At 48.1% G+C, this 16,801-nt stretch carries 11 protein-coding genes; 7 read left to right on the forward strand and 4 right to left on the reverse strand.

Annotation, left to right across the window (positions count from 1 at the left end; genetic code table 11):
- Positions 1 to 278 precede the first annotated feature (278 nt).
- The 6 genes from ACJJIQ_RS00585 to ACJJIQ_RS00610 all read left to right on the forward strand — a co-directional run bounded on the left by ACJJIQ_RS00585 (position 279) and on the right by ACJJIQ_RS00610 (position 10,021).
- The gene (locus ACJJIQ_RS00585; RefSeq protein ID WP_445363369.1) at positions 279 to 2,012 is read left to right on the forward strand and encodes an SLC13 family permease; all 1,734 of its coding nucleotides are present in this window, start codon (positions 279 to 281) and stop codon (positions 2,010 to 2,012) included.
- A gap of 5 nt (positions 2,013 to 2,017) precedes the next feature.
- The gene (locus tag ACJJIQ_RS00590; RefSeq protein WP_445363370.1) at positions 2,018 to 2,950 is read left to right on the forward strand and encodes a glycosyltransferase family protein; all 933 of its coding nucleotides are present in this window, start codon (positions 2,018 to 2,020) and stop codon (positions 2,948 to 2,950) included.
- A 20-nt stretch (positions 2,951 to 2,970) separates the two neighbouring features.
- Complete coding sequence (locus ACJJIQ_RS00595; RefSeq protein WP_445363371.1) at positions 2,971 to 4,983, forward strand: capsule polysaccharide biogenesis protein; 2,013 nt, start codon at positions 2,971 to 2,973, stop codon at positions 4,981 to 4,983.
- Between the two features lie 98 nt (positions 4,984 to 5,081).
- Positions 5,082 to 6,137, forward strand: a complete 1,056-nt coding sequence (locus ACJJIQ_RS00600; protein WP_445363372.1) for a phytanoyl-CoA dioxygenase family protein — start codon at positions 5,082 to 5,084, stop codon at positions 6,135 to 6,137.
- Between the two features lie 668 nt (positions 6,138 to 6,805).
- Positions 6,806 to 8,050 carry a capsule polysaccharide biogenesis protein gene (locus ACJJIQ_RS00605; RefSeq protein ID WP_445363373.1) on the forward strand — a complete coding sequence of 415 codons (1,245 nt, stop codon included), beginning with the start codon at positions 6,806 to 6,808 and terminating at the stop codon, positions 8,048 to 8,050.
- Positions 8,051 to 8,254: 204 nt separating this feature from the next.
- Positions 8,255 to 10,021, forward strand: coding sequence for a DEAD/DEAH box helicase (locus ACJJIQ_RS00610; RefSeq protein ID WP_445363374.1), 1,767 nt, complete (start codon positions 8,255 to 8,257; stop codon positions 10,019 to 10,021).
- A gap of 91 nt (positions 10,022 to 10,112) precedes the next feature.
- On the opposite strand, the gene ACJJIQ_RS00615 is transcribed toward ACJJIQ_RS00610, so the two are convergent.
- The 3 genes from ACJJIQ_RS00615 to ACJJIQ_RS00625 form a co-directional block, all read right to left on the reverse strand.
- Entirely contained in the window at positions 10,113 to 10,652 is a 540-nt protein-coding gene (locus tag ACJJIQ_RS00615; RefSeq protein WP_413664530.1) for a cytochrome b, read from the reverse strand.
- A gap of 10 nt (positions 10,653 to 10,662) precedes the next feature.
- On the reverse strand, positions 10,663 to 10,890 hold the full coding sequence (locus ACJJIQ_RS00620; protein WP_444906306.1) for a hypothetical protein: 228 nt from the start codon (positions 10,888 to 10,890) through the stop codon (positions 10,663 to 10,665).
- Positions 10,891 to 11,129: 239 nt separating this feature from the next.
- Positions 11,130 to 12,089: a LysR family transcriptional regulator gene (locus ACJJIQ_RS00625; RefSeq protein ID WP_445363375.1), complete on the reverse strand. Its 960-nt coding sequence runs from the start codon at positions 12,087 to 12,089 to the stop codon at positions 11,130 to 11,132.
- Positions 12,090 to 12,261: 172 nt separating this feature from the next.
- Between ACJJIQ_RS00625 and metE the strand changes: the two genes are divergently transcribed.
- Positions 12,262 to 14,496: a 5-methyltetrahydropteroyltriglutamate--homocysteine S-methyltransferase gene (metE, locus tag ACJJIQ_RS00630; RefSeq protein ID WP_445364853.1), complete on the forward strand. Its 2,235-nt coding sequence runs from the start codon at positions 12,262 to 12,264 to the stop codon at positions 14,494 to 14,496.
- A gap of 94 nt (positions 14,497 to 14,590) precedes the next feature.
- On the opposite strand, the gene ACJJIQ_RS00635 is transcribed toward metE, so the two are convergent.
- Positions 14,591 to 16,642, reverse strand: a complete 2,052-nt coding sequence (locus ACJJIQ_RS00635) for an amidohydrolase family protein (RefSeq protein ID WP_445363376.1) — start codon at positions 16,640 to 16,642, stop codon at positions 14,591 to 14,593.
- Positions 16,643 to 16,801: the final 159 nt, after the last annotated feature.

Consider the following 16,801-nt stretch of genomic DNA (forward strand, 5'->3'; position numbering starts at 1 on the left):
AATTATTCGAAGTGATGACTTCTTCCCCCTATTAGAATATAGAAGGTGGTATTTTCTTAATGTTATCGCTAGAGAGCCACTGGACTACTTCGTAGGATAGCTACAGTCCTTGAAAGCCTAAGATATCACGGGTTTATTCAGGGGCTTCTTGGATCAGTGTTCACTGGGGATGACTGAGAGAGGCATAGTTTTGTTGGATTTGGCATAATCCGCATTCACCATTGGCATATAAGTAATACTAATTTTAGCTATCGGTAATTGAAGCGGCTTATCATTTTATGACTCTTTCTCAATTTTTTGTCGCTGGAATCTTCGTTTTAGTTATCATTTCATTGATTCTTACCCATTTTCGCCCTTCGCTGATCTTCGCTTCAGCTGCTGGTGCCTGCTTTTTGAGTGGGTTAGTGCCGGCAGAGATCGTGCTGCAGAAAGCGGTTAATCCAGGATTGGTGACATTGGTTGTACTGATTTTAGTCTCCTTAGGGCTTGAAAAAGCCCGTTGGTTGCGAGCTATTTCGGAAGGATTGATACGGAGATCTTTAAAAGCTAGCTTATTGCGCCTTTCTGCTGCTACTGCATTGAGCTCTGCCTTTCTAAACAATACTGCGGTAGTAGCAGCGCTCGCTTCTAGTGTTAAAGGGCAGCGACGCTTACCTGCGGCAAAGTTGCTATTACCTCTTTCCTATGCGGCGATTCTTGGGGGCACGCTTACTCTGATTGGTACTTCCACGAATCTAATTGTCAATAGTTTTGTTCTAGACCGAGGATTACCTAGTCTTGAATTTTTTGCCTTTATGCCAATAGGACTGGCTGCAACCCTAGTCGGGCTTATAGTTCTACTACTGTGTAACCGATTATTACCTGAGGGTCTTATTGCTGAGGAGCCTGTAGATGAATATCTTTTGGAAGCGGAGGTTATAGAGGACTCCCCTCTAAATGGGAAAAGTGTCGAGCAGAATAATTTACGTCGCTTGGAAACCTTTTATCTGATTGAGATAGTGCGAGGTGATCAGGTAATTAGCCCCGTTGGGCCATCGGAAGTAATCCGTTGTGGGGATAAACTGATTTTTACTGGTGACGTTCGAGATCTTGGCCGCTTACACGATATAGAAGGATTGAGGTTGTTTGCGCTCGAGGACGAGAAGTTAGATTTAAGTCTAACCGAGGTAGTAGTTACTCCTAGCTCCAGTATCCTGGGACAGTCCTTAAAAAGCTGTAATTTTCGCACTCGCTTTGATGCGGCAGTGGTCGCCATGCGCCGAGGAGGTGACCGGCTATCAGGTAAGCTCGGTGAAATAGAGCTGCGCGCAGGAGATGCTCTTTTATTGGCTGTGGGCCCAGACTTCCGTCACCACTTAAATATTGATAAGAACTTTTATGTGATTAGTGGGACAGAAGTGCGACGTGACTTGTCAAAGAGAGATAACTGGCTATTAGGCTTAGGTTTTGCAACTACTGTCGCGGGAGCGGCTCTTGGTTACTTCTCTTTGCTAAAAGGCCTTGTCGTGTTGCTTGGCGGTATGATTGCGCTTGGTATTGTATCTACTACAGAATTACAGCGGCGTTTTCCTTTCCAAATTTGGTTAATTATTGCTAGCGCTTTAGTACTTGCGGAAGCATTTGCGGGAAGTGGATTGGCAGATGCGCTGGCAGAGGGGCTGAGAAGTCTTATCAATGGCTGGGGGCCTATAACAGGATTGGTCGGTATCTTTTTACTTACATTACTTCTAACAGAACTCATGACAAATAATGCAGCCGCGGCTTTGACATTTCCTCTTGCATGGAGTTTGGCTGAGAGTTTCGGGGTAAGCTGGATGCCCTTCGTGATGGCTGTTGCCTATGGCGCCAGTGCAAGCTTTTTAACCCCCTTTGGCTATCAGACTAATCTGATCGTGCAAAACCTTGGGGGGTATCATCTCAGAGATTTTCTACGGGCTGGGCTGCCTCTTACTATCGTTTACTCTCTTACTGTCTTATTGTTGCTGCCAGTCGTATTTCCTTTTGAGAGTTGATTGTTTTGGATACTGAATTTGATCTTGCTAGTCGTTGGTTAATTGTTGAAGAGGGAAGCAACCCTTCAACCGATTATTTTATTTTACCATTACTTAAAAAACTGGGCGCAGACTGGCAGCGATTCGAATTTAATGCGCTTCCCGATGAGAGGGAGTTGTCGGGTGCCAATATCATTTTTGTACGTTATGTCCCTAAAAAGTGGCAGTTATTTATAAATAGACATGCCAATGACATAGCTAATATTTATTTTTTTATAGATGATGATGTATTTGATTGGCGTGCCTTCTCGGATATGCCAATTAGATATCAACTCAAGCTATGGCGACATAGCTGGATGAAGCAACGCTGGCTAAGATCGGTGGGAGCTAAATTGTTAGTTTCTACTCATTATTTACAAAATAAATATAAGGTATGGAACCCAAAAATATTAAATGCTGCACCTGCTTGTATAAATACTAAAGCCCATACAAAAGTTTTTTATCATGGATCTGCATCACATAAGGAAGACATTAGGTGGCTTCGCCCTATTGTAGAAGAGGTTCTTGCACAAGATGAAGGGCTGTCTTTCGAGATAATTGGAAATGCTAGTGTAAACCGATGCTTTAGGAATCTTCCTCGTGTACAAGTGTTACATCCTATGAAATGGCCTACTTACGTATCTATATTGCAAGATCAAGGAAGAGCTATAGGCTTGGCTCCACTATTGGATAGGCCCTTCAATAGAGCCAGGTCACATACAAAGTTTTTCGATATTACTCAGAGTGGTGCTGTAGGTATTTATGCTGCGGGTGACGTTTATGGGAAAGTGGTTCGCCACGGCAGAAACGGGTTGCTTTTGCCTATGACCCCCTCCCAGTGGATCGATGGGATACTCTCTTTGGCGCAGAATAAAACCTTAAGAGAGAATATGCTGATTGAGGCACGAAAATGTCTGTAGCAGGATATTGTTCATTAGGAATGCGTAAGCTCAAGATATTGGAAAGCTTGCTTGACCTCCGATGTGAGTACGTTGCTTTTAAGCCTGCTAGTTATATAAGTTGTATGATTGGTTGGGGTCTTAAAAAGACTTCGGTGAAAGCGAAAAAATTAGCTACACGTGCTGGCCTTCCCTTTATTTGTGTAGAAGATGGTTTTTTACGTTCACTAGGTTTGGGGGTTGAAGGGGCGATACCACATAGCTTGGTAATTGATGAGGCTGGTATTTATTACGATGCATCTCGGCCTAGTGACTTGGAGGGCTTGATAGCGCAAGCAGATTTCACTACTGAAGAACTGGATCGAGCTGAAAGAGGCTTGGAATTACTACGAGTAAACAGGTTGTGTAAATATAATCAATCACTAGACGTACCCTTAGGCTGGCCAGCTAGCGTCAAGAGGATTTTGGTTGTGGACCAAACTTTCGGGGATGTTTCCGTCCAAGCTGGCCACGCGTCAGAATTGCACTTTAAAGATATGCTCGAAAGTGCTATTCGAGAAAACCCTGATGCAGAGATATATGTCAAAGTACACCCTGATGTCATTACTGGCAAAAAGCGCGGTTATTTGTTAGATCTCGCCTCTGAAAAAAATTGCCGAATTATTTCAGAGGATATCTCACCATGGGCTATTTTTGATTGTGTTGAAAAAGTTTATGTGGTCACTAGTCAGTTGGGCTTTGACGCCTTAATTGCAGGAAAAGAAGTCCATTGCTTCGGCATTCCCTTTTATGCAGGTTGGGGGCTGACCAAAGACAAGCAGTCTTTATCGCGTCGCAATGTCAGTAGATCTCTTTCACAGCTATTTTGCGCTGCATATTTACGTTACTGTCGATATATAAATCCATACACGAACGAAAAGTGTGAGTTTGAAGATACCGTTGCCTTGATTGCAGAGCAGAAAAGGCAACGTCTTCGATTTCAGGGAGCTTGGATGGGGGTTGGATTTTCCCTGTGGAAAAGAAAATTTATACCGAGCTTTCTTGGTGGCCAAAAGAAGCTTGAATTCGCAAAGGGGGAAAACTCAATCCGTCATCACGCTAAAGGTGTGAATGTTTTTGTCTGGGCTGGTCGAGTAACACGCTCTTTACAAAAAAAGGTGGAAGGTGCTCGGGCTCAGCTTTGGAAGGTTGAAGATGGATTTTTACGGTCGGCGGGGTTGGGTGCGGATTTGGTTGTGCCTACTTCTTTGGTGTTTGATTCAAGAGGTATTTATTTTGATGCCAGAACACCCAGTGACCTTGAGGTTATTTTGAATGAGGCAGATTTTAATGATTTAATGCTTGATAAAGCGAGGAGCCTGCATTCGTTACTTCTCCGAAAGCGAGTTACGAAATATAATATTCAAGGTTCTGTAAATCTTTCTCTTCCTGACAATAAAAAGATAATTTTGGTCCCCGGGCAAGTAGAAAGTGATGCTTCAATTGCATATGGTTCGCCCGTGATAAAAAACAATCGTTGTCTTTTGGAATGGGTAAGAGAGGCTAATCCTGATGCACATATTATCTATAAGCCGCATCCCGATGTTGTTGCTGGTGCTCGGCTAGGTGATTTGCCTGATGGTTCTCAGGGTTTTTACGACTCACTTGTCACTGAAGGGGATATCTCCTTGCTAATGGATAGTGTTGATGAAGTGCATACTCTAAGTTCATTAGCGGGTTTTGAAGCATTGCTTAAAAATATTAAGGTCGTTACATATGGTTTGCCTTTTTATTCGGGTTGGGGGTTAACACAGGATACGCTATTGTCTTTTGCTGAAGGTGGAAACGGAGACTTTTCTGAGTTCATAGCGAGGCGGCATCGCAAATTGACCTTGGAGGAGCTAATTGCGGGAACCTTGCTAATTTATCCGGTGTATGTGGATACGAAGACGGGAGATTACATCGATGCCGAGACCACTGTTAAATTATTAGAAAAAAGCCGCTCTTTAGATAGAAATGATAGCTGTTTTTTCAAGCTGTTTTGTTGGTATCGAAATAGATTTCTTCGTTATTGAGATGAATATTAATGGTTTTCACTTTTAGGTGATGTGAAGTGTGATGGCGAACTTGCATGAAGTGTATAGGTTCGAATTTGTATCTTTAGGGGGGGGTAATGCTAAGTCAAATATTGGGTTTGATCTGGAAAATACCGAAGTGGATTATCGAGTTGCTTAGCTGGGGGAAAAGTTTTAAAAATAATCCAATCATAGGTAATTATTGGTTAAATTTTTTCGGGCTTCACGTTGTTAGAGTGATAGTTGCGCACACACTCTTTAGGCTTAGGTTGTTTCTGTTATCGCCAATTGTCCCCTCGGAGTATCGCAGAGAATTTATTGAGAATGGTTATGTTTTAAAGAAGGATTTTCTTGATAATAAGCAGTTTTCTAAGTTGGCCAAAGAGCTTGAACAGTTTGAGGGGCCTGTTAGAGAAATAATTGAGGGTACTACGGTAACTCAGAGAATTTTTATGGATCACAAGGAGCAGGAGAGGGCTCCAGAGTTCAAGGCGCTAGTTAAAAATCAGCTATTAGATCGTTTGATGAGATATTGCTCATCAAAGAATCGTCCCCCACTATTTTATATAGAAAACTTGTGTAATTATGAAAATGTAAATCCACGGCCGGACCCACAACGTGATTTACATGCCGACACTTTTCATCCTTGTGTTAAAGCTTGGTTATATATAGATGAGACAAATGATAAAAATGGTGCTTACATCTATGTTCCAGGTTCTCATAGGCTTTCCAGGAAAAGGTTAAAGTGGGAGTATAAAGAAAGCCTTGAAGCCTGTAAAAAGGGTAGAAAAAGATCTTCGGAGCGCTATTGGGATGGATCTTTTCGGGTCAGCAAAGATGATCTGAGTGAAATGGGGTATCAAGTGAAAAAGCTATCTGTCCCTGCTAATACTCTGGTAATAGGTAATGTGTATGGCTTTCATTGCCGTGGTGAGGCTCTTCAGAAATCAAAGCGCATGACGGTGTGGATGCAGGCTAGAGATAATCCGTTTAACCCGTTTTTCACACCTTTTCCCAGAGGAACTGCGCGAGTTTTTGAGAAAGTCTGGAGAAGAGTATTAGAGCGTCTAGATCGGGGTAAGATTAATAGCGGAGAGCAGCAAAATTTTTACGGTCGCTTATCGCGTCCTAAGCCCACTCAAGTTGCTGATTAACATTAACAGTTGATTTATTCTGAGTTTTAGGTGTTTAGTGAAATTGTCCGATTGATATTGTCCGTAATTAGTAGTACTACTTAATTATTTGTCTGTAGGGTTAGCTGATATGGTGTTGGCTACCCGTGTTATAGCTGCCTTATCATTAAGCTCATTGTGACACAGTCAACTGAAGAGGCTACTTAACTGAACTAGAATACTGCGCTTATTGCTTAAATTTTTTTGATGGCATGTTTCTCAGCTTCGTTTATGATTGTGTGTGGATGTATGGTGGTGCTCTTCTTTGATAAAAGTGGCTTCATAAACTTCACTAAATGGGCTTAGCGTCCTATAAAGAGGAAAGGCTTCCCTGTATATATTTTATACTTTCTGTCATAGGTGAGTTTCATACCCTGTAGCTCCCGAATATTAGCTGGGAGTTACTGGCTGTAGATGAATATCACTCTGTTTGGTAGAATTCTGCGTTAGTTGGTACCTTAGAGCCTATTTTTGTTCGTTTAGTTGATGAATTTCCTGTTGGACCCTTTGGAGCCACAGAGTGATACATTCCGATGTATCAATGAATTGAATAGCTAGTATGTGATATGGAAATGGTTTTGCTCGACCAATTATTAATATGCGCTCAATATCTAAGCGATAAATAGCAAGTTTTAGGGGTGGGGTAACTAATGTCTGTGGCAGTCTTTTTACAGGGGCCTCATGGCCCGTTCTTTGCGAAGCTGGCAAAGAGACTCTCACATCAAGGCATAACTACGCATAAAATTAATTTCAATGGCGGCGATCGCTATTTTGCCTGGGCTGATTTTCAGGTTGATTTCTCTGGGAACGAAACTGACTGGGTGTTCTTTTTTAAATCTTATTTATTGAAGCATGGTGCAGAAGCTGTATTTGTTTACGGGGATTGCCGTCGATATCACTCTCAGGCTCGAAGTGTTTGCGAATCTTTGGGTGTTGCTTTTGGAGTGTTCGAGGAGGGGTATTTACGTCCAGATTTTGTCACGCTGGAATGGGGGGGCGTCAATGCCTTCTCCGAAACAGACTGGACGCGAGAGACGATAGAAGAATATAAACCAGATCAGCGTAAACCTTACGCATCACCAGTAGGGCAAACATTTTGGCATCGCGCTTGCTATGCGATGGGTTACTATGCAGCAATGCGCCTTGCTCAATCTGAATTTCCTCTGTATCACCACCACAGAAACCGAGATTGGAAAGCCGAGGGCATATGTTGGTTGAGGAGCTTTGCGCGCAAAGGGTTTTATAAGCTAACAGAGCGCAATTTGACTTCTAAGTTGGCGGGAGAGTTGAGTCAACGCTTTTTCTTGTTTCCCCTGCAGACTCGTGATGATTTTCAGTTGAGAGAGCATTCCGATCTTCTCTCAATAGAGAATGCCATTGATCGGGTTCTGAAATCATTTGCTAAGAACGCGCCAAATGATGTGGTAATCGTTTTAAAGCACCATCCTATGGACCGGGGCTTCTGTCATTATCAGAAACTGATTGATAGTTTAAAGGCTCGATATAGCATCCAGGGGCGAGTGATTTATTGCCATGACCTGCATTTACCCACTTTGCTTGATCACACGTGTGGTGTAGTTACAATTAATAGTACGGTTGGTATCTCTGCTCTTCTTCATGAAGTGCCTACTAAAGTGCTTGGGCGCGCGCTTTATGATATGCCTGGTTTGACGCATCAAGGCACGCTATCCAGTTTTTGGTCGAGGCCCCAGTGCGTGGACAAGTCCTTTTTTGAGCGCTTCCACACCTATCTATATGAGCAAACACAGCTAGACGGTAGTTTCTCTAGGAGAGTTGGTATAACGATAGAGGCTGTGTTAAAGCGTATAGAATCTGCGACTGAGGGAAGCCCCCAAGCCAAGCTCTCCATTGCTAGCCAGAATGGTACTAGTTGATTTTATTGTGCACATGAGGACCATTGCACAGGAATTTTATATTCTTTCCTGCAGCGATTCAGGCATTTCGTTCCACTCAATGACTGCCCTATCATTTGTTTAAAAAACAGGCTGATCTGGATCGTCTAACCTGTTAGACTGCGCGGCCTTTTACCCACCGCTCCGGTCCCGCGATAGGGACTTTGGCTTCAAGTGAATTCCGAAATGACCGATACCCCTAAAGCGGCCGGCTTCGACCAGTTGGGTCTGCCGTCTGAAATTCTCAGCGCCATCGAAAAGCTCGGCTATGAGACTCCCTCCCCGATCCAGGCACAAACTATTCCGTCCCTGCTGGAGGGGCGGGATGTGCTGGGCCAGGCCCAGACCGGCACTGGCAAGACCGCAGCCTTTGCGCTGCCGCTACTCTCCCAGCTGGACCTGAAGGATCGTCGCCCTCAGGCACTGGTGCTGGCACCGACCCGCGAACTGGCTATTCAGGTAGCTGAAGCCTGTCAGTCTTACGCTGCAAAGTTGAAGGGTTTCCACGTTGCACCTATCTACGGAGGAGCGGACTACCGCGGCCAGATACAGCAGTTGAAACGCGGTGTACAGCTGGTGGTAGGTACTCCCGGGCGGGTGATGGACCATATGCGTCGCGGTTCTTTAGATCTGTCCAATCTGCGCACCCTGGTGTTGGATGAAGCGGATGAAATGCTGCGCATGGGCTTTATCGATGATGTGCAGTGGGTACTGGAGCAGATTCCTGAAGAGCGCCAAATTGCGCTGTTTTCCGCCACTATGCCGAAAGAGATCGCCCGGATTGCCCGCGAGCATCTGGATGAGCCGGTTGAAGTAAAAATCCGTGTTAAGACCGAGACTGCGGAAACCATTCGCCAGCGCTACTGGCCGGTTGGCGGCCTGCACAAGATGGATGCTCTGACCCGTATCCTGGAAGCGGAGCCGGTGGACGCCACGATTATCTTCGTGCGTACCAAAAATAGTACTGTAGAGCTGGCCGATAAGCTGGCTGCTCGGGGCTTTGCCAGCTCTGCCCTGAATGGCGATATGGCGCAGAATCTGCGTGAAGCGGTTATCGATAAGCTGAAGAAAGGAAAGCTGGATATTGTTGTTGCCACCGATGTGGCAGCTCGCGGACTGGATGTAAAACGTATCAGCCACGTGATCAACTACGATATCCCCTACGATACCGAAGCTTATATCCACCGTATCGGCCGAACCGGCCGCGCCGGTCGCGAAGGCGATGCGATTTTGTTTGTGGCGCCCCGCGAGCGACGCATGCTGCGGGTCATCGAAAAGGCGACTAAGAAGCCGATCGAGAAGTTGGAATTGCCCAGTGCTGATGCGGTCAATAGTGCCCGTATGCAGCGTTTCCGCGAGCGCATCACTGCAACGCTGGAAGGCCAAACCGACCTGGCGCCCTACCGCCAACTGGTTGAAGAATTCCTGGCCCAAAACGAGGTAGACCCTCTGGATGTTGCCGCCGCACTGGCTGCAATGGCCCAGGGTGACCAGCCTCTGCTGATTCAAGAGAAAGAGCAGAAGCCGCGTAAAGAGCGCCGTGAGCGCGATGATGACTTTGATGGTGGTCGCCGTCGCAAAAAGGAAAGCTTCGAGAAAGATCGCAAGCTGCCGCCGCCCGATGAGGGTCTTGATCGTTTCCGTATCGAGATCGGCCGTGAACAGGGCGTGCGTCCCGGCAGCATTGTTGGCGCTATTGCCAATGAAGTGGATCTGGACAGCTCCTATATCGGCCGTATCGAAATCTACAATGATTTCACCACGGTGGATCTGCCCCAGGGAATGCCGAAAGAAGTGTTCCAACACCTGAAGAAGGTGCGTGTTGCCGGTAAGCCGATGAAGATCACTCGCTTCGATGAAGCGGCGGTCAAGTCGAAAGGGAAACCCAGGGGTAAGCCTAAGTTCAAGCCGAAAGGTAAGCCCAAAGCCAAGCGCGGCAATAACGACGAGTAAGTCGTACCTGTTTAGCAGGTTTATTCCGGGAGAGCGCAGGCCTGCGCTCTCCCATTCAGTTTCCTTTCTTCTATTTCTTCCCTGACTTGAATTAGCGCTGTGGCAGCATACGGGTGAGTGTGTTATCGCGGGCAATAAAGTGGTGCCACAGGGCGGCGGCGATATGCAGTCCAACCAGTACGAGCAGGGCGGGCCACATTACATCTTTGTGCAGGAAAGCGATTTGCTTGCCCAGATCCGGGTTTTTGGCGAACAGGTTGGGAACGGCAAACAGGCCAAAAAACTCGGTATCGCGCCCAAACAGTTGGCGCATCACGATGCCTGATACCGGCATAGCCAGAATCAACAGGTAGAGTCCACCATGGGTCAGGCTGGACAGCGCCTTCTGCCACTTCTTGCCTTCAATCTGTGGGCGCTTGTGACGTGCACGCCAGTAGAGGCGAAGGGCCAGAAGCATCAGGACACCGACTCCCAGGGAGAAGTGCAGCTGCATAAACCAGCCGCGCATGGGGTCGCCGCGCTCGTAAAACTCATGCAGTTCAACCGCTCCCCACACAGAGAGCAGCAGGATTACAAAAAGCCAGTGCAGTCCTTTACTCACTGAGTTCCAACGTTCAACCGGGTTTGACATAGAGGGTCTCCTACAAAGTCCAGGCATTTGGCCGGGTACAGGCCAATGCCGTATATAAGGAGCCTCTGAATAACTCCGTAATGCCTCTGCGGGTCTTGAAGGCCGCAGGTGTTAGACGCAGCTCAGTGCGAATGGTCACAGTCCTTTGCGGACGCTGCCATGCAGCAGATGCGGCCTTCAAGACCCGCCCTTCGGGGCTTGCAGAGCGATTCACACTCTGCGTTGCGACTTCTTGCAAGGTCTGGACATTCCTGCGAAGCCGCGTCTTGAGTGTGAACCGCTCTGTAAGCCAGAGGTATCACGGAGTTATTCAGAGGCTCCATCGTTATTTGTGTAATTTTACCGGCCTCTCCGGCCAGACCAAACCATTGATTTGTTTGATCTGAAAATATTCAGTTTGTTTGATAATTGTGCTGAGGTTGAGTGAGTCATTATTTCCGCAAAGGCTTAAGCCGCCCAGTTAACTTTTGTAAGTGGTTAGGCAGGTTCTGCCACACTGGGGCTGGTTTTGGCCGCTCTCACACCTTGCAGATTGGTAAAGCTGGTATCCCGTGCGGTTTTGAGGAAGTCTGTGAGATAAGGTTGCTCGAGCATATCTTCCCGCACTGCCGCATAGAGAGTGCTCCAAAGGCCCTCTTTACCCAGCTGGAGTTGGGAAACAAACCCCTTTTGCAGGTACTCGTGCAGCGCCCAAGTGGGGAGGGCGCAAACCCCTCGGCCGCTGGCTACTAACTGAACCATCATCACGGTCAGTTCTGCGGTTCGAACTTCTGCAGGTTCAATTCCAGCGGGGTCGAGGAAGTGCTGGAAGATATCCAGCCGCTCTCGTTCAACCGGGTAGGTAATCTGGACCTCACCAGCTAACTCCTGCGGTTCTACCCAGCGCCGCTTGCTCTCCTGCGCCAGTGGGTGTTTGCGGCTTATGGCAAGGCACATTTCAAAGCTGAACAGCGGCTCGTAGTGCAGGCCTTTGAGGTCCGGGTCTGGATTGGAGGTGACAACCAGGTCCAGATCGCCGCGCACCAGTGCGGGCAGGGGAGCGAAGTGGAAGCCGCTGCACAGGTCCAGTTCCACTTCTGGCCAGCCGTCCCGATAGGTATTCAGTGCGGGCATCAGCCACTGGTAGCAGCTGTGGCACTCGATAGCGATATTGAGCCTGCCCGCTTGCCCAGATGCCAGGCGGGACAGGTCCCGCTGCGCTATAGCTACCTGGGGCAGTATGTCGTCGCCCAACTGCAGCAGTCTCAGACCGGCACTGGTAAATCGCAGAGGCCGGGATTTGCGTATGAACAGTTCTTGGCCGAGCCGGTCCTCCATTTCGCGAAATAAGTGCGAAAGAGCCGACTGGGTCAGGTGAAGGCGCTCCGCTGCGCGTACCAGGCTGCCTGTCTCACGCAAAACACTCAGCGCACGCAAATGGCGCAATTCAATCATCATTAAAATTATTCATGTTATTTGCAAAAAATATGAAATTGATTGAACAGTACTGTGCGCACACAATCAAGTCAGGACTCCCGCTAATGCGACCGTTACCGAGATCGCAGCTGCGGGGTATTTTTCAATGGGGCAACTTTGTTCCCCTTACAGGAAAGAGCTTGGGAAGGCGGCCATGGTGCAAACACATATCCTCGGCTATCCGCGTATCGGAGCCAATCGCGAACTAAAGAAAGCGCAAGAAGCCTATTGGCGCGGTGATATGCCCCAGCAGCAGTTGCTGCAAGTGGGCACAGACATCCGCCGTAGTAACTGGCAGGCCCAAAGTGAGACCGGTTTGAGCCGTGTGGCTGTGGGGGATTTCGCCTGGTATGACCAGGTTCTGAATCACTCCCTGATGTTTGGTGTGGTCGGTCAGCGCTTTAAAGAAGGAGCGGCGGACAACAAGCTGGACCAGTATTTCCGCTTGGCCCGTGGTCGCGCTCAATCAGGACAGCCGGTAGCGGCCAGTGCCATGACCAAGTGGTTTGATACCAATTATCACTATCTGGTGCCTGAGTTCTCCAATGATCAGGCCTTCTCCCTGGATAGTGAGTGGTTACTTGACGAGGTGCGGGAAGCCCAATCCCTGGGATACAAAGCCAAGCCGGTGGTTATCGGACCACTCACTTACCTGTGGCTGGGACGGGGTGTGGATAGTCCTCTGGATTTAGTACCAAAACTCTTGCCTTGCTATGCCGAGTTGCTGTCTCAGCTCGCTGACCTCGGAGTTGAATGGGTGCAGCTGGATGAACCCATACTAGGCCTGGATCTGCCGGATGAATGGCGTGGGGCTTTTGATAGCACCTACCAGCAGATTGCGGCAGTAGCCCCGGGGATGAATACACTGCTGGCTACCTATTTCTCACCTTTGCGCGAGAATCTGGAGCTGGCATTTTCCCTCCCAGTGTCTGGGGTACATATTGACTGTGTACGCGCACCTGAAGAACTTGAAGCTGCGGCCCAGCTGGCAGGTAAGAACAAGGTTCTGTCTGCGGGTGTGATTAATGGGCGCAATGTGTGGCGGGCAGACCTCAACCGCTGGCAGGGCACTTTGCAGCCTTTGGCGAAACAGTTTGGAGATCGCCTGTGGCTATCAGCCAGTTGCTCCCTGCTCCACAGCCCTGTGGATCTGGAAACGGAGGTTAAGCTGCCCAGTGAGCAAAAACAGAAACTCGCTTACAGCCGCCAGAAACTTCAGGAGTTGGCTCAATTACAGCAGCTGCTCAATGAGGACACAGAGATCCCTGTCCCAGGCGGAGAGAGTGGTGTAGCCGAGGGCTCCATTGCTGATCAATTACGGGATACCTGGCGTCAACAGTGCTTTAAGGATCGCTCTTTAGTACAGGCCAAGCGTTGGAAATTACCACTGCTGCCCACCACCACAATAGGCTCATTCCCACAGACGGATCTTTTGCGCGGTGTGCGCCGCAAGTACCGCAATAGCGAAATTTCTGAAGCGGATTATTTAGAACATTTACGCGCTGAAATTGCCGAAGCTATCCGTCGTCAGGAAATACTCGGTTTGGATGTACTGGTGCATGGTGAGGCTGAGCGCAACGATATGGTGGAATATTTCGGGGAGCAACTGGATGGTTTTGTACACACCGGTAATGGCTGGGTGCAAAGTTATGGCTCTCGCTGTGTGAAACCCCCGATTATTTTTGGTGATATCTCCCGACCTAACGCTATGACAGTAGAGTGGAGCAGCTATGCCCAGAGCCTTACTAATAAGCCGGTAAAAGGTATGCTCACCGGCCCGGTCACAATTCTCAACTGGTCCTTCCCGAGGGAAGACATCCACCGCAGTGAGAGCTGTCTGCAAATTGCCAAGGCATTACGGGAAGAGGTGTTGGATCTTGAGGCGGCCGATATCGGGATTATCCAGATTGATGAACCGGCTTTGCGTGAGGGAGTTCCCCTTCGAGAGTCTGAGCACCAGGATTATTTTGCCTGGGCGGTAGGGTGTTTCCGCTACACCTGTAGCGAAGTAAAAGCGGAAACCCAGATCCACACTCATATGTGTTACAGCAATTTCAATGCAATTATGGATGCCATTGTTTCCCTTGATGCGGATGTAATTACTATTGAATCAGCTCGCTCCGATTTGCGCCTACTCAGCGCGTTTGCCGACAAGGCCGGTGGTTACCCCAATGAAATTGGACCTGGCATTTACGATATTCACTCACCCAATGTGCCGGAAAGGGGGGAGCTGGTTGAGCGACTTAAGAAAATTGCACAAGTGGTGCCGGTTGAGCGACTTTGGGTAAATCCAGACTGTGGCCTTAAAACCCGTAACTGGGCCGAAGTGGGTTCATCTTTGCTGAATATGGTAGAAGCGGCGCGCACTGTGCGCACAGAACTGGCCTAGTTAATTTTTAACTAAAAAAACCGGCAACCATTTGGATTGCCGGTTTTTCTTTTCAGTTTTTCCCGCTTCTGTTTTTTCCGCTTCTGTTTTTTGCTTACTCGGACTTGGTGGCTACTGTAGTAGTGTTATTTAATTCAAATGGCACTGAAGGGTGGAAAGGTTTAATACCCAAGGCCGTGTAAAGCTCATCCGGGCGATACATATTTTGTCCCTCGAGCACCAGTGCAGTGCGACGTAACGCAGTGATATCCTCGAGGGGATTTCCCTCCAGTAAAACCAGGTCTGCATTTTTACCCACCGCAATACTGCCAGTGTACTCGTCGGCCCCCATAACTTGTGCCGGTACTAGTGTGGCCGTGCGCAGCACATCAATATTCGGAATACCGGCTTTGGCATAGAGCTCCAGTTCACGTAACAGGGTAAATCCGGGGATGCCATCGGAGCCCGCGACCATAGTGACCTTGTGCTCGTGTAGCTTGAGCATCATGGCCAGCAGGGCTTCCGCTGAAAGGTCGTAGTCATCCCGGTGTTCCGGCTTCACATCCAGTTCGGCCCCAACAAAGGCGCGCTGGATATTGACTGGAAGGTGGTCGGTAATATCGGCAAATTCAGGATCTACTTTGCCCGGCTGGCGCAGTAACATCGAACTGAATACGGTGGTGGTTGCGTCTACGACAGTGCCTTTCTTGGCTAGCTTATCCAGGAAAGCAGCCACTTCTTTGCTATCCAGATCCAGCTCGTGGGCGTGCTCTCCGATTTCTGTAAAGCGCAGTCTTTTACGGGTATCTATCTTGCCCATAAAATTCAGAAACAGCATATTGATATGCTGAATTTCATCAAAGCCCGCGTCCACTGCCTCTTCGGCGGTCATAAATGCAGGAATATGACCGGACAAACGCATACCATTTTCGTGGATATGCTTGGCTAACGGAGCGATCCACTCGGGCTCCATCGAGCTGTAAGTTTTAATTTGCTGATAGCCGCGATCGGCATACCACTCGACAATATCCTTGGCTTCTTCCAGGCTGTCCGCAGTCTTGCCCATTCGCATGGCATTTTCGCTTTCCCGGTCCATAAAGCCCGCACGGAAAAGGTCGCCGCCAATGATTTGCTCTGACTCAAACATGCCTTCAATACGCATGATACTTTCATGGGTATTACCGATGTCGCGAACATTGACAATGCCAGCGGCCATATTCAGAACACCATCGGTAGGGGATAAGTGGGCGTGCATATCCCAGAGGCCGGGGATCAACGTATGGTTACGGGCATCAATGGTGGTTGCCCCGTTGGCTTTGATCGGTTTTTTACTGATTTTTGCGATCTTTCCATCTTTGATCAGCACATGCTGCTTTTTCTGCAGTTTGCCAGATTCAACATCAACCAGGTTGACGTTGCTGATCAGGATGGGTTGGGTTGATGTGTGGGTATGTTTCTTGGCAATACTTTGCAGGTACTGGTCTGCGGCTGCGACTTGTCGGGTTTTCAGTTCTTCGAGGTGAGATTTATCCCAGCCTTTGCGCAGGATGGCGAACCATCCCCCCTCATCGGAGGCAAATAAATCCCCATTGTCATCATACCAGGCCAGATCTGGGGTAAAGCCCAGGCCGCTTACGCCGTAAAGGTGGACCGTTTTCTTTTTCTCGCCTTGTTGCAGGGTCACTTTATCAAGCTTATGGAGGCGTGCTTTTCCTTGCGGCAGTAAATCAATATTTTGATCTGCATCGGCAATCAGTGCTTTTACCAATTGCGTCTGTACGGCAAGGGTACTGTTCTTGGGAATATAAAATTGGGCTTCGGAAGTTTTTGCACTGCCATGTTCATCGGAACCTTTCCAGCGAGCGACACCATTTTCCTGGGAAAATTCTTCGCTGACTGGAGCACCAAATGGGCTGATCCCTTCAATGGATAATTGCTCGGGCATTGCCGCCTCACCGATAGTGAAGCTCTCCTTGAGGTTTAGGCGACGGTTATTCCAGCCGAGCTTTAATTCACCAGATACCTTTGTTCCATCCTGATGAATAACTTCAGAGCCAGCAATGCCCTCTTTATCGTAAAAAATATACTCGATTGATTTTGCATAAGCACTATTGGCTGCGGCTAGAACTGTGGCTGCGATAAGCGTTGCCAGTGTTTTTTTTCTCATGAACTGTCCCTTTTCTTGTTGTAATACCGGTGATGGACTTTGGCTTCTTTTCGGTGAGGGGGCAAGCAGCTTAGGGGCGCAAGCGGCGAGAGGAAAAGCGGGAGCGGTAGGGCGTTCTTTAATGTTTTAACTTTCGGAGTAAGGTAAAGGTATTGCGAG

This window comes from Microbulbifer maximicatervae (SeqCode), assembly GCF_052468295.1.

Bases quoted from the DNA above. Each gene is read 5' to 3' on its own strand.
- ACJJIQ_RS00585 (WP_445363369.1), top strand. From the start codon at position 279: ATGACTCTTTCTCAATTTTTTGTCGCTGGAATCTTCGTTTTAGTTATC.
- ACJJIQ_RS00595 (WP_445363371.1), top strand. From the start codon at position 2,971: ATGCGTAAGCTCAAGATATTGGAAAGCTTGCTTGACCTCCGATGTGAG.
- ACJJIQ_RS00600 (WP_445363372.1), top strand. From the start codon at position 5,082: ATGCTAAGTCAAATATTGGGTTTGATCTGGAAAATACCGAAGTGGATT.
- ACJJIQ_RS00605 (WP_445363373.1), top strand. From the start codon at position 6,806: ATGTCTGTGGCAGTCTTTTTACAGGGGCCTCATGGCCCGTTCTTTGCG.
- ACJJIQ_RS00610 (WP_445363374.1), top strand. From the start codon at position 8,255: ATGACCGATACCCCTAAAGCGGCCGGCTTCGACCAGTTGGGTCTGCCG.
- ACJJIQ_RS00615 (WP_413664530.1), bottom strand. From the start codon at position 10,652: ATGTCAAACCCGGTTGAACGTTGGAACTCAGTGAGTAAAGGACTGCAC.
- ACJJIQ_RS00625 (WP_445363375.1), bottom strand. From the start codon at position 12,089: ATGATGATTGAATTGCGCCATTTGCGTGCGCTGAGTGTTTTGCGTGAG.
- metE (WP_445364853.1), top strand. From the start codon at position 12,262: ATGGTGCAAACACATATCCTCGGCTATCCGCGTATCGGAGCCAATCGC.
- ACJJIQ_RS00635 (WP_445363376.1), bottom strand. From the start codon at position 16,642: ATGAGAAAAAAAACACTGGCAACGCTTATCGCAGCCACAGTTCTAGCC.